The 13,631-nt window shown below is 73.3% G+C and carries 11 protein-coding genes; 10 read left to right on the top strand and 1 reads right to left on the bottom strand.

What is annotated here, in order from left to right; genetic code table 11:
• Positions 1-65 precede the first annotated feature (65 nt).
• The 7 genes from OV090_RS13565 to OV090_RS13535 all read left to right on the top strand — a co-directional run bounded on the left by OV090_RS13565 (position 66) and on the right by OV090_RS13535 (position 8,889).
• Entirely contained in the window at positions 66-1,223 is a 1,158-nt protein-coding gene (locus OV090_RS13565; RefSeq protein ID WP_267704037.1) for a sulfite oxidase, read from the top strand.
• A 535-nt stretch (positions 1,224-1,758) separates the two neighbouring features.
• Positions 1,759-3,162 (top strand): S1 family peptidase, encoded by a 1,404-nt coding sequence (locus OV090_RS13560; RefSeq protein ID WP_267704036.1) that lies wholly within the window; start codon positions 1,759-1,761, stop codon positions 3,160-3,162.
• Between the two features lie 366 nt (positions 3,163-3,528).
• Entirely contained in the window at positions 3,529-4,344 is an 816-nt protein-coding gene (locus tag OV090_RS13555; RefSeq protein WP_267704035.1) for a fatty acid desaturase, read from the top strand.
• Between the two features lie 128 nt (positions 4,345-4,472).
• Complete coding sequence (locus OV090_RS13550; RefSeq protein ID WP_267704034.1) at positions 4,473-4,811, top strand: hypothetical protein; 339 nt, start codon at positions 4,473-4,475, stop codon at positions 4,809-4,811.
• 67 nt (positions 4,812-4,878) lie between these two features.
• Complete coding sequence (locus tag OV090_RS13545) at positions 4,879-5,829, top strand: hypothetical protein (RefSeq protein WP_267704033.1); 951 nt, start codon at positions 4,879-4,881, stop codon at positions 5,827-5,829.
• A gap of 442 nt (positions 5,830-6,271) precedes the next feature.
• Entirely contained in the window at positions 6,272-7,792 is a 1,521-nt protein-coding gene (locus OV090_RS13540; RefSeq protein ID WP_267704032.1) for a UDP-N-acetylmuramoyl-L-alanyl-D-glutamate--2,6-diaminopimelate ligase, read from the top strand.
• 587 nt (positions 7,793-8,379) lie between these two features.
• A complete protein-coding gene (locus OV090_RS13535) occupies positions 8,380-8,889 on the top strand; it encodes a hypothetical protein (protein ID WP_267704031.1) in 510 nt (169 codons plus the stop codon).
• A 78-nt stretch (positions 8,890-8,967) separates the two neighbouring features.
• Here the strand turns inward: OV090_RS13535 and OV090_RS13530 are convergent, their stop codons facing one another.
• Positions 8,968-9,936: a hypothetical protein gene (locus tag OV090_RS13530; protein WP_267704030.1), complete on the bottom strand. Its 969-nt coding sequence runs from the start codon at positions 9,934-9,936 to the stop codon at positions 8,968-8,970.
• Positions 9,937-10,025: 89 nt separating this feature from the next.
• On the opposite strand from OV090_RS13530, the gene OV090_RS13525 reads away from it, so the two are divergent.
• From OV090_RS13525 to gatB, 3 genes are read left to right on the top strand one after another with little or no spacing between them, the layout of a single operon-like run.
• Positions 10,026-10,343 carry a hypothetical protein gene (locus OV090_RS13525; RefSeq protein WP_267704029.1) on the top strand — a complete coding sequence of 106 codons (318 nt, stop codon included), beginning with the start codon at positions 10,026-10,028 and terminating at the stop codon, positions 10,341-10,343.
• Entirely contained in the window at positions 10,340-12,151 is a 1,812-nt protein-coding gene (locus OV090_RS13520; protein ID WP_267704028.1) for an amidase family protein, read from the top strand. Before OV090_RS13525 ends, OV090_RS13520 begins: the two co-directional genes overlap by 4 nt.
• Complete coding sequence (gene gatB, locus OV090_RS13515) at positions 12,148-13,617, top strand: Asp-tRNA(Asn)/Glu-tRNA(Gln) amidotransferase subunit GatB (RefSeq protein ID WP_267704027.1); 1,470 nt, start codon at positions 12,148-12,150, stop codon at positions 13,615-13,617. Before OV090_RS13520 ends, gatB begins: the two co-directional genes overlap by 4 nt.
• The last annotated feature ends 14 nt before the right edge of the window (positions 13,618-13,631 follow it).

The raw sequence follows: 13,631 nt of genomic DNA, 5'->3' as shown, positions 1-13,631 counted from the left end.
AGGCCAAGCCCGCTCGCTCGCGGCGGGGGCTGGCGGAATCGGTGGTCTTGCCCATGGTTTCAGGCGTGCAGATCCACGAACCCTCGCGCCGTCGGTTCCTCGCGCTCGCGGGTGGCGGCGGGATCACTGCCGCGCTCGCGTGCACGGCGGGCGGGCGAGGGCGCGGCGGTGGGGAGCTCGTCATGGCGTTGCCGCCCGCGGTGTTCGTCCGCCACGGGGCGCACAACGCCGAGACGCGGCTCGAGAGCTTGCCGGTCGGCCGGCTCGTCACGCCGAACGATCGCTTCTACGTGCGCAACCACGGGCCGACGCCGCGGCTGTCGCCGACGGACTGGCGGCTGGAGATCCGCGGCGACGCGGTCGAGCGGCCCGTCAGCTTGACGTACGAGCAGTTGGTCGCGCTGCCGACGGTGACGATCACGCGGTACCTCGAGTGCGCGGGCAACGGCCGGGCTTACTTCTCGGAGCTGCTCGGCGTCGCGGTCGAGGGCGATCCGTGGCGCGACGGCGCCTACGGGGTGGCGGCGTGGACCGGCGTGCCGCTGGCGACCTTGCTCGAGCTGGCGGGCCTGCGGGACAGCGCCGCGTGGGTGATGCCGGTCGGCCTCGACGCCGAGGCCTACGCGCGGCCGATGCCGCTGGAGAAGGCCATGACCGCCGACACCATCCTCGCCCATCGCATGAACGGCGAGGTGTTGCCGATGGACCACGGGTTCCCGGCGCGCGTGGTCGTCCCGGGGTGGATCGGCGCGGCGAGCGTGAAGTGGGTCGGCGCGCTCGAGGTCTCGGCGCGCGAGCCCGCGGTCGCGACCAACACCGAGGACTACGTGCTGCTCGGCGCTGACTACCCGAGGCCGCCGCCGGTGTTGACGACTGCGGTGAGCAAGAGCGCCGTCTGTCTGCCGTGGCCCGCGGTGCTGCCGGCCGGGCGGCGGACGATCCACGGCCTCGCGTGGTCGCCGTTCGGGAAGATCGCCAGGGTCGACGTCAGCCTCGACGGCGGCCGCACCTTCACTCGAACTGCGCGCCTCGTCGGCGACAACTTGCCGGTCGCCGGCACGTGGTGGCAGATCGAGCTCGACGCGCCGCCGGGCGACCTCACGATCACGCCGCGCGCGGCCGACGAGCACGGGCACACGCAGCCGCCGCTGTCGCAGCAGCGGCCGAACGACAAGGGCTATCTGTTCGCGGCCCCGGTGCCGCACCCGATCCGCTTCGAGTAGCCGGACGTGCCCGTTGTCGCTGCAAGCGATCGTGCTTGCGCCGTCGTAGCTGCAAGCACCGTGATGGCGGCAAGCGCCGTGATGGCAGCAAGCGCCGTGATAGCTGTAAGCGCCGTGATAGCAGCAAGCGCCGTGGTGGCCACGAGCGAGCGCGCGGGCGAGTTCGACGCGGGGGTCGCCGGATGCGGCAGGGTGCGCGGATCGCATCCCCGAACGGCGAGTCGTGAGTGGCGCACCGATCATTCATCGGGGGCCCCGGATTGCGCCCGCTGGAGCCCCCACGTGGGGGCTCGGGCCCCGGCAATGGCTTTCTCGCTTGACTCTCTGGACCCGTTCGCGATAGCGAGGGGATGAGCTAGGAATTGCGTGCCCACGCTGCGACGTACGATTCGACCGACTCGCACCTCCTCATTGTGGTGGGGCGAGAATTGACGTCACTGGCACGTTCGACCCTGGCCGACCCGGGCGTATGAGGCCCGGCCCTGCGGCTCCGCGCCGCCATCGACCGATCAGCTCATCGACAAGGACGCTCGCCATGACGCACCACCCGCTTCCTCGGAAGATTGTTCTGTTCACGCCGCTCTCGCTGCTCGCGCTGGTCGCGGGCGCGTGCGACCCGGAGATCGATACCGACGCCGAGCTCGACACCGTCGACGTCGCCGCCGGCAAGGCCGACATCAGCGACGCCGGGCAGCCGACGGTCCTCAGCCACGAGGAGCTGTTCGCCGGCCTGGCCGACCCGCCGCCGGCGCCGCCGAGCGACGAGGGGGCCAGCGACGAGTTCACGGCCGAGGTCGACGAGGACGGCGAGGCGATCTACGGCGGCACCACGGTGCCGGCGTGCGGCTGGGCGTCCACGGTCGAGCTCGGCGGCTCGTGCACGGGCACTCTGGTCCACCCGCAGGTGGTCATCTACGCCGCCCACTGCGGCGCGAGCTACAGCAAGATCTACTTCGGCGAGAAGTACACGACGCCGGCCAAGACGGTCACGCCGCAGTGGTGCAAGGTCTACCCGGGCGGCCAGCCCGGCAGCGGCAACGACTTCGCGGTGTGCAAGCTGTCGACGCCGGTCAACGACGTGCCGATCGTGCCGATCCTGATGGGCTGCGAGACGAGCAACCTGCAGGCCGGCAAGCAGGTCACGCTGGTCGGCTTCGGCAACGCCGACAACGGGCCCTACGGCGTCAAGCGCCAGGTGACGACCACGATCAACGGCTTCGACGGCGACGAGATCTCGATCGGCGGCAACGGCAAGGACACCTGTCAGGGCGACTCCGGCGGCCCGGCGTTCATCAAGCTGGCCGATGGGACATGGCGCGTGTTCGGCATCACCTCGTACGGCGGGGCGTGCGGCAGCGGCGGCATGTACTCGATGATGCACAAGGGCATCAGCTGGTTCGAGCAGCAGACCGCGCTCGACCTGACCCCGTGCCACAACGCCGACGGCACGTGGAACCCGGGCCCCGGCTGCTACAACTTCCAGACCAACCCCGGCAGCGTGAACGACACGTGGACCGGCGGATGCAACGCGGGCGCCCCCAGCGGCGCGTACAGCCAGACCTGCGGCGCGGCGTACCAGGGCGGCGGCAACCCGCCGCCGGTCGATCCGCCGCCGAACAACGCGCCGTGCACCAACTGCACCGAGTACGGCGGCACGCTCTCGGGCGCCGGCGACTCCGACCAGCACCCGAACGGCAGCTACTACCAGAGCACCACCTCGGGCGCGCACGAGGGCTACCTGGTCGGGCCGGCCGGCACCGACTTCGACCTCTACCTGTACAAGCACAACGGCACCAGCTGGGTGCAGGTCGCCGGGGCCGAGACCGCGTCGACCAACGAGACCGTCAAGTACAACGGCACCGCCGGCTACTACGCCTGGCTGGTCCAGTCGTACAGCGGCAGCGGGACGTACAAGTTCTACGTCAAGAAGCCGAACTGAGCGCGTCGCGGCGGTGAGTCGCGGTGGTATCGCAGGACATGTCCTCGCGGACATGTCCTGTGATTGCTGCGGGCGGCGCCGAGGGGACCCGGGCGTGGGCCCGGCGCACCGCTCGGGGCAGGACCCCGCGAGCCGCGTACATGAGTTCGCCGGCTCTGCAAGCGGGCCGATCGGGGCCGCGGACCCGCAGTGGCTCCCGAGGGCCGTCAAGAGGGCCAGAAACCTCGGTTGCACTTGCATCGATCACCGCCGCGCGAGTGAACTTCGTTCGCCGTCCGCGAGGGGGGAGGGTCGGGCCGCGGAGCGCGCTTTGCGAGGCGGGGTGGTTCTCGCTATCACGGGGCTGTGGCGGGAAACCTCCGAACGATGGCGGCGCGCACTCTCCGCATGACGCGGCGAGAGGTCAGCGCGCTGTTCCCCGGCGACCCCCGCACGCGCTACGACGACGCGATGCTCGGCTGGTCGCTGGCCTTCCACGCCAGCTACTTCGCGTTCGTCGCCGAGGTGCTGCCGGGCTGGCTGTTCGGCCCGCTCGGGGTGGTGCTGTTCCTGCGCTACTTCAACCGCTGGCACGAGGCGCTGCACTCCGACCAGCGCGGGGCGGCGCGCTGGCACCCGGCGCGGGCGCTGCTGGTGGTGGTGTCGCCGGTCTACCTCGGCCGCGCGCAGCTCGAGGAGCTGCACGTGATGCACCACCGCGAGGAGGGCAGCGAGGCCGACCCCGACCGCGAGATGATGGAGTGCGGCCCGCTGCGCTCGGCGCTGCTGTGCCTGGTCCAGCCCGAGCTGATGGCGTGGTGGTACCTGCGGCGCCGCGGCCTCGACCCACGCCTGGCGGTGGAGATGTTCACGCACGCGGCGACGTGGTCGGCGCTGATGTGGTTCGGCGGGCTGCGAGGCTTTGTCGCCTACAACCTGGTGGTGCGGATCGGCAACGCCCTGGCCTGGCTGGTGTTCGCGTGGCTGGTCCATCAGCCATGGCTCTACGGACATGTCGAACCACCCGAGTTCCCGCGCCCGCTGCGGTGGCTGTGGATCGCGCTGGTGGGCCGCGAGAACTACCTGGGGGTGCGCTTCCACTTCCTGCACCACCTGTTCACCGCGGTGCCGGACCGCCGGCTGCCGGCCCTGGCGCGACGCCTGCACCCGCCAGCGGCTGAGAGCGCCCCCGAGGGGGCCTGAAGCGAGTTCCTGGCGCAAGAGACAGGGATCGGCCCCCAAACACGGGGCGGCGCGGGTAGCGCCGGCCCTTGAAATTGCGACGAGCGACGTGGGCTGGCGCAGCGACCGAGATCACACATGTTGGCGGCATGACGCGGCTCATCCTCGAGGCGATCGCGGAGGGTACGATCGCGGCGGCGGGCAACCGCGATCCGACCAGCATCGCGCTGGCGGTCAGCTCCGACGACGGGGCACCGATCACCGACGTCGACATCGCCGACATCCGGATCGACGCGATGATCGTCGGCGTGGGCGGGGTGCCGGTGCGGATCGCCGGCGTGACGCCGGGGCGTCTGCCCGGGACGTACATCGCGCAGGTCGTGCCGCTGCGGGAGGAGACCTGGAAGCCCGGCGGACATGTGTTCGCCGTCGCAGTCGCCCACGGGGCGCGGCGGGGGCTCACGCTGACCCGCATCGTGCTGACCTGAAGCGCGCGGCTGCCCGCGGTCGATGTTCGCTTCGGCTGGCATTCCCGACTATGCTTGGGACCCGCCGATGACGGACTCCGGTGATATCTGGCAGCGCTACGACGCGAAGGTCCTGCACATCCAGCAGCTCGAGGCGCGGGTGGCGGAGCTCGAGGGAGCGGTCGCGGCCGGTCGACACGAACGCGACCACTGGGCTCAGGTGTCGCGCCAGTTGAACAAGAAGCTGCAGGTGGCCGCCGGGTTGGCGCAGCGCCTGCGTCAGGCGCAGCAGGAGCCGCAATCGCAGCCCGCAGCGCCGGCGGTCCCGAGCCCCCAGGCCGCGCCGGGCGTGCAGGCAGAATTCGACCGCGCGCGCGAGGTGCTGGGCCTGGTGCTGTCGGCGTTGACGCGCGCCCTCGACGACGACGACGAGGCAGTGGCCGAGCTCGGCCGTCGCCTGCGTCACCACGCGGGCGGCAAGCTGCTCCACAGCATCACCCGCGGGTCGCTGACTCTGGTGCCGCTCGACGGGCGCTACCTGGTCGACCGCGCGTGGCTCGAGCGCCTCGACCTGGCCGCGCTGCGCGGCGAGCTCGACGTCGCGGCGCAGTCCGGCATCTATCCGCGACCGGCAGGCTCGTCGATCGTCCACACCGAGCCGCCGATCCGCCGCCCCGACCTGCAGGCCCGCCTCGCCGAGCTCCACCCGACGCCGGTCACGCCCGCGTCCCGTCCGGCGCCGATCGCCATCTCCGGCGAGCTCGAGATCGACCTCGAGCACGAGCACGAAGAGTACGACGCGTACACCGACCTGCCGCCGCCGCCGCCGATGCCCGCGACGCAGCTGACGATGCCGCCGCCGCCGCTGCTCGCCGCGCTGCCGGCCGACGACGTCCCGCCGCCGCCCCCGATCCCCGAGGCGCCGCGCCGCCTCGAGGACACCATGCGCGGCAAGATCCAGACGCCGGCGGCCCTGACCGAGGCGTTCATCCCGAACTTGCGGATCGGTCGCCTGGTCAAGACACCCAGCGGCGGTTGAGAATTTCATAAAAAGAAAGGGCATGTCCTTCGGGGCATGTCCATTGGGTCATTGATCGGGGTGAGGCTCGAATCGGAGTACGGCTCGGGGTCGTTGGCCGCGAGGTCGTCTTGACGCTGTCCCGCGGGACAGGTCGAGGCCGGGGCGCGGACGAGGCGCGCTCTTCGAGGTCGGCTGGCGAGGTCTTTGCTGTCCCCGGGGACATGTTGATGCCGGGGCCGAGCCGCGGACGAGGCGAGCTCTTCGAGACGACTGGCGGGGCCGATGAAGATGTCTCCGGAGACAGGTCGACCGGTCGTGCCGACGACGGCGACTCGCAGGTTCGACCCGGGGATCCACGGCGGATGTCCCGCGGGACAGGTCGCCGCTGCGGGCGGGCCGCCGAGCACGGGTGCCGCGCGGGTGCTTCCCGGGCGGGCGCGGCTGCGCTAGCCTGCCGGCGATGTCCGACACGCTGCGCCTCGGGACCCTGCTCGCCGGCGAAGATGCCAGCTATCACGGCTGCGGGCCGGACACTGCGGTGACGCGGCTGGTCGTCGATTCGCGGCGGGTGGTCCCCGGCGCGGTGTTCGTGGCGGTGCCGGGGCTGGCGCACGACGGGCACGCGTTCGTGCCGGCGGCGCTGGCGGCGGGCGCGGCGCTGGTGATCGTCGAGCGCGGGCGGCTGGCCGAGCCGGGGCCCGAGCCGCGGGTCGAGCTGCCGGCGATCGCCGACGCGCTGCCGCGGCTGTGCGCGCGCGCCTGCGGCGAGCCGGGCGAGCACATGCGCCTGGCCGGAGTGACGGGGACGAACGGCAAGACGACGGTGACCTTCCTGGTGGCGGCGATGCTGGCGGCCGCCGGGCGCAAGTACGCGCGGATCGGCACGACCGGCAACTGGGTCGGCGACCGCGAGGAGACGGCGGCCTTCACCACGCCGTTCCCGCTCGAGCTGCAGGAGCTGCTGGCGCGGGCGCGCGAGCGCGGGGCGACCGATGGGGTGATGGAGGTGTCGTCGCACGCGCTGGCGCAGGGCCGGGTGAGGCCGCTGCGCTATCACGCGGTCGGCCTGACCAGCTTCTCGCAGGACCACCTCGATTTTCACGCGACCATGGACGAGTACCTGGCCGCCAAGTGCCTGCTGCCGGCGCAGCACCTGAGCGCCGGCGGCGTGGTGGTGGCGGCGGTCGACGACCAGCCGGCGGCGCAGCAATTCCTGGCAGCAGCGCGGTCCGGGTCCACGGTGTGGCGAGCGTCGCGCGGCGGGGCGCCGGGGGCGGAGATCGTCGCCTCTTCGGTCATGTCCGAAAGAACAGGTCTCAAGGCGCACGTCGACACGCCGGCCGGGCCGCTCGCGCTGCGCTCGCCGCTGGTCGGCGCGTTCAACCTCGACAATCTGCTGGTGGCGATCGGCCTGGGACTCGGGCTGGAGCTGGAGCTGGAGGCGATCGGCGCGGCGCTGGCGAGCTGCCGCGGGGCGCCGGGCCGGCTCGAGCGGGTCACAGTGGCGGGCGTCGACGGGCCGGTGGTGCTGGTGGACTACGCGCACACGCCGGACGCGGTGGCGCGGGCGCTGCAAGCGGTGCGGCGGGCCTGCAGCGGGCGACTGTTCGTGGTGCTCGGCTGCGGGGGCGACCGCGACCCGAGCAAGCGCGCGCCGATGGGCGAGTTCGCGGCCACCCTGGCCGACCGCTTCTACGCCACCTCCGACAACCCGCGCACCGAGGACCCGGAGGCGATCGTCGCGCAGATGCTGGCCGGGGTGCCGCCGGCGCGCCGCGACCAGGTGGTGCCGCTGGTCGACCGCCGGGCTGCGATCGCCCGCGCGGTCGCCGACGCCGACGCCGACGACGTGGTCGTGATCGCCGGCAAGGGCCACGAGGATTATCAAATTGTCGGGACCACCAAGCTGCACTTCGACGACCGCGAGGAGGCCGCCGCGGCGCTGCGCCTGCGCGCGTCCGCGAGCCGACTGCCGATATAGCGAGATGTCCGTGAGGACAAGTGCCAGGTCGCTGGACGGGGCGCGGCGGCGAGGTCGGGGTGGTCGAGGTCGCGGCGAACGTGTGCGCTCGCGCGGCTAGCGTGGGCGCAGTCGCGGTGACAGGCGTGGTCGCAGTCGCGGTGACAGGCACCGGACCGCGCGGCGAGTGCGATCGCAGTCCAGGTGCTGGCTCGCGCGGCGAGCTCGGTCGCGGCGGCGGGCGCTGGCTCGCGCGGCGTCGCAGTGGGGACAGGTCGGTGTCTGCGGACGCTGCTGCCACGAGCTGCGACCCGGGCGAGCTGCGCACCGCATGTCCGCGAGGACAGGTGAGCATTCGCCCTGTGACGGCGGTGTGGCGGGGGGGCTGCGTCCCCGGCTGTCTCAAAGGCCAGGCGCGAGCCGGCGCGGCCGTGGGGGGCCGGCAGAGCGGCTGCCTGGGCCCGCGGAGCGCGGCGGGGGCCACGAGCCGCCGCGCCCGTTGCGACCCACCCCACGCGCAGCGACGGCGGCGTCCGTGGTTGTGATCACGTCGACTCGTCCGCTGCCGGAGGCGAGGTCAGAGTTAGGTGCGAGGAATGGAGCGAGCGATGCGTACATTGATTGTGACGATGACCACGCTGGCGCTGGTCGGCGCGCTGGCGTCGACGCTCGCAGCGGCGAGCGAGAGCGCCGGCGCGGGCCCGCGGGTGACCGACCTCGAGGTGTTCCGTGACGGTCTCACCTTCGTCGCGTCCGGCAGCTTCGCCGCCGGCGACGTCGGCCCGGCGCCGGTGCTGGTGCGCGCGCGGGGGCTGGTGAGCGGCTCCTGCGTCGAGCCGCGGGCCCGGGCGACCCAGCCGTTCGCCCTGCCGATGGTCCTCAAGGGCACCGCGGTGACCCGCAAGGCCGGGCGCGAGGCCACTTTCTTCGTCCGCACCAGCCCGCCCGAGGTCGCGGCCGTCGAGGTCTGTCCGGGCCCCGAATGGCGAGTGTCGCCCACCGACATCGAGTTCACCGCGGTCAAGCTGCAGGTCGGTCGCCCCGGCACGCGCGTGCTGTGCCAGTTCCCCGCGGTCGACGGCCGCATCGACGACCCCGGCTGCCAGCTCGACTCGTGAGGCTATGATGGGGCGCCACGGACATGTCTCTGGCGCCATGTCCTCGAGGACATGGCCCGAAGGCCGCTCGAGGCCGGCTCAGCCGCCGATCACGGTGACCGTGCGGACCTCGACCACGGCCTCTGCGCCGACGAACTCGCCGGCGTCGAACACGGTGCGGTCGGAGCGGGTGGCCGACGCGCGCAGGGCGGTGCCGGGGCCGCCGTCGAGGCCGAGCGCGTGCAGCTCGTCGAGGTCGGCGACGAACGAGCCGTCGTCGCGGGCGACGCAGGTGAGCTCCTCGCCGACCGGCTCGCCGCCGATGAGGCTGACGAGGCGCAGGATCAGCGGCTCGCGGCCGTCGGGGCGCCACTCGAGGCGGAGCTCGTCGCGGTCGCGGTCGATCGCGCCGGACAGCAGGGCCGGCTCGGGCAGGCGCGGGCGCAGGGTGAAGCCGGGCAGCTCGTCGCCCTCGCCGTCGACGCGGATGACCAGCTCGGACGGGGCCGGCTCGCCTGGCGGCCAGGCGCCGGCGGGCAGGCTGTCGCTTAGGTAGTCGTAGGTCACGCCGGAGATCGTCGGCACCAGGTCGGGCAGCAGCGCGAGCGGCACGTCGATCGCGGCGTCGCCGAGGCCGAGGCTGAGGTTGCCGGCGTCGAGCAGGATCAGCTCGCGCGCGCCGCTGCTGTCCTTCGAGACAGTGTCCTTGGAGACAGGTTCGTCGCCGGCCAGCAGCTGGTCGCTGGGGACGCAGTGGCCGGCCCGCAGGCGCTCGGCCGGCGGGCGCGGCAGGTCGAGGCGGGTGCGCGCGGCGGCCTCGTCGTAGCCGCGGTACTGGGCGAACACCGCCGCGACCTCGAGCGCCGGCTCGTCGCCGCCGTACTCGCCCGGCGGCTGGACGACCACGCGGATCTGGGCGAGGCGCGAGGCCGCGGCCGGCTCGCCGGACTCCTGCGGCAGAAGGCCCAGCTCGCCCGGCTCGTCGACGCCGCTGCACGCCGCGATCACGGCGGCGAGCATGAGGCCCAGAGCGGCGGGCCGGCGACAGGCGACGGGGCGGTCGGTCACGGATCCAGAATTACCGCGGCCCGGCGGCCAAGTCACGGAAGCGGGGCAACGCGGCGATCACGACCCCTGTGGTAGGCTGCCGCACCCGCATGGACCCCGAAGCGGCTGTGGCGCTCGCACGCGCGGTTCTCGTCGATCTGACCGCTGGCGAGGCGCGGGCGATCTCGGCGGCGCTCCAGCCGGTCCTGGCGAGCCTTCGGGCCCTGCCGGACCCCCCTGCGGAGGCTGCGCCGGACGCCCGCCAGCGCGCAGAGCAGGTCTTGCGCGCAGACGTCCCGGGCCCGGCGCTGCCGCAATCGCAGGCGCTCGCGGGGGTGCCGTCGACCACCCCCGACGGCCTGGTGCGGGTCTCCGCGTTCGCGGCGGCCGATGTGTCGCCGCAGTCACGCGAGGGCGGCGGGTCGTGACCGCGGACCGCGCGTGGATCGTCGCACTCTCCGCCGGTGAGCTCGCCGACGCGGTGCGGGCCGGGACGATCGCCGCGGTCGAGGTGGCCCGGGCCTACCTGGACCAGGTCGAGGACACGGCCGGCCGCCTCGGGGCCTATGTGCGCACGACGCCGGCGCTGGCGCTGGCCGAGGCCGCTGCGATCGATGCGGCGCGGGCCCGCGGCGAGTCGCTCGGTCCGCTGGCGGGGGTGCCGTATGGCCTGAAGGACAGCCTGGTGACCGCCGGGGTGGCGACGGCCGCGGGCTCGCGGATCCTCGCCGGCTGGGTCCCGCCGTACGACGGCGCTCAGGTCCGACGCATGCGCGCGGCCGGGGCGGTGCTGCTCGGCAAGCTGGCGCTCGACGAGTTCGGGATGGGCGCGCACGGGGACCTGTGCGCGGATGTCCCCGAGGACAGGCGAGGCGGGGGGGTGCATTCGGGACATGCTCCGAGAGACATGTCTCGAGAGGCAATCGACCGAGGCGAACGGGCCGGCTCGAGCGGCGCGGGGTCGGGGACCCCGCGGCGCGCGGCTGAGACTTCGGCGGCCGGATGGCCTTCGGGGCACGTCGGCGAGGCGGCGGGCGGGGCCGCAGGCGCCTGGTCTTCAGGACATGTTTCGACGAGCTCGTCGCGCGAGGCGGCGGGGACGGATGGATGGTCTTCTGGACATGTCCTTGCGGACTCGTCGGACCGAGGGTGGCGCGGGCCCTGCAACCCCTGGTCTTCGGGACATGTCCCCGGGGGCTCGTCGAGCGGGGCCGCGGCTGCGGTCGCGGGGCGGGCGGCGGCGGTGGCCCTCGGCAGCGACACGGGCGGATCGATCCGCGTGCCGGCGGCCCGCTGCGGGCTCGTCGGCGTGCGGCCGACCTGGGGCCGGGTCTCGCGGGCCGGGCTGGTCGCGTTCGCCTCGAGCCTCGACACGGTCGGCCCGCTGGCGCGCACCGTCGACGACGCGGCCCGCGTCCTCGCCTGTCTCGCCGGACATGACCCCGAGGACAGCACGTCATTGCGCGCGCCGGTGCCGGACTACGCGGCCATGGCGGCGCGCGGGCGGAGCGACGGGCTGCGCGGGGTGACGATCGGGGTCGACCGGGCCGGGCTCGCGGGCGTCGAGCCGGCGGTGGCCGAGGCGTTCGCGGCGGCGCTGGCGACCCTGGCCGGCGCCGGGGCGGCGATCGTCGAGGTGGCGTTGCCGGACCCGGCGCAGGCGCTGACTGCCTACGCGGCGCTGTCGGCGGTCGAGGCCGTGAGCAACCTGGCCCGCTACGACGGGGTGCGCTTCGGGCTGTGTGTCCCGAAGGACAGCTTCGCGGCGACGGCGGCCGCGACGAGGGGCGCCGGCTTCGGGCTCGAGGTCAAGCGCCGGCTGGTGCTCGGGGCGTGGCTGCAGGCGCGTCCGGACGTGCTGGCGCGGGCCCGGGCGGCCCGGGCGACTGCGACGGCCGGGCTGCAGGCGGCGCTCGAGCGCTGTGACGCCGTGGCCAGCCCGACCTGCGCGGAGGCCGGCGTGCCGATTTTTAAAACTGTCTTGGAGGACAGCCAGGGCGCGGTTCGGACCGCGGCCGACCTCGCCGTCGATCGCTTCACTGTGGCCGCCAGTTTGGCCGGGCTGCCGGCGCTGTCGCTGCCGTGCGGCCTGACTGCGGGCGCGCCGGCGCTGCCGATCGGGCTCCACCTCGTGGGTCGGCGGCTCGAGGAGGGGCGGCTCCTGGCGATCGCGGCGGCGTTCGAGGCGGCGACGCCCTGGCGTGCGCGCCTGCTCGCCGGTCCGGAGGGCGCGTGACTGCGGCCGAGCTCGTCCCGGTGATCGGGCTCGAGGTCCACTGCCGGCTGAAGACCGCGAGCAAGCTGTTCTCCGCCTGTCCTTTAAAAAACCCTGGCGCTGCGGCCAACTCGGCCACCGACCCGTACACCTGGGCGCTGCCGGGGACGCTGCCGACGGTCAACGCCGAAGCGGTGGCGCTGGCGGTGCGACTGGCAGCGGCGCTCGGCTGCGAGGTCGCCGAGGAGAGCGGCTGGGACCGCAAGCACTACTTCTATCCCGATCTGCCGAAGGGCTATCAGATCAGCCAGCACGCGCGCCCGCTGGCCCGCGGCGGCGCGATCGAGGTGCCCGATCCGGAGGTGGGGCCGTGGGCGACGCGGACGGTCGCGCTGCAGCGGCTGCACCTCGAGGAGGACGCCGCGAAGGTCCACGCCGGCGCGCTGCTCGATTACAACCGCGCCGGCGCGCCGCTGGTCGAGATCGTGACTGCGCCTGTGATCCGCAGCGCTGCGGAGGCTGCGCGGGTGTTGCGGGCGCTGCGCTTGCTGCTGCTCCGCCTCGGTGTGTCCGATGCCACGATGGAGGATGGTTCGCTCCGCTGCGACGTGAATGTCTCGCTGCAGCGGCGCGCATGTTCGGCGCCGGGGGTGCGCTGCGAGATCAAGAACCTCAACTCGTTCAACTTCATCGAGCGGGCCGTGACGGCCGAGGTCGAGCGCCAGGAGGCGCTGCTTGCCGCAGGAGTGCCGGTCACGCCGGTGACGCTGCGCTACGACTCGGCCCGCGCGGCGGTGCAGGTGATGCGCGTGAAGGAGACAGAGCTCGAATACCGCTGGCTCCCCGAGCCGGATCTGCCGCCGCTGCGCGTCGATCCGGCGGCGGCAGCGGCGGCGCGCGCGAGCCTGCCGGAGCTGCCCGAACGGACCCGCATGCGCTACTGCGTGCTCGGCCTGACGCCGCTCGAGGCGAGCACGCTGGTCGACGAACCTGTCCTCGGGGACTGGTTCGACGCGGCGCTCGACAGCCTCGGCCCGCGCGGGCCGGCGCTGGCGCGGCGGCTGTGCAAGTGGCTGACGGTCGAGCTGATCGGGCGCGTGCCGCCGGCGCAGCTGGCGTCTGCGAAAGTGGTGCCCGCGGCGCTCGCCGAGCTCGTCCGTATGCTCGAGTGCGGCGAGGTCAGCGCACCGGCGGCGAAACAGATCCTGGATCTTCTGGTGGAAGAGGGCGGCGTCCCGGGGGGGATCGCCGCGCGTGAGGGCCTGGTCCTCGAGGACGACGACGCGGCGCTGACTGCCGCGATCGTCAGCGTGCTGCGTGGTTACCCGCGGCAGGTGGCGCAGTATCGCGCAGGAAAGGCGGAGTTATGGGGATACCTTATTGGTCGGGTCATGCAGGTGCTGCGGGGTCGAGCCGACCCGCAACGCGTCCACAAACTCCTCGTGGTGGCGTTACATTCGCCGCCCCCAGGAGACGACACGATATGACCAGCGAATCCAGC

The organism is Nannocystis sp. RBIL2 (genome assembly GCF_026626745.1).
In the GTDB taxonomy this organism is placed as follows: domain Bacteria; phylum Myxococcota_A; class Polyangia; order Nannocystales; family Nannocystaceae; genus Nannocystis.
Note: the sequence above shows the minus strand (reverse complement) of the source record. Positions and strands in the feature narration are given on the sequence as shown.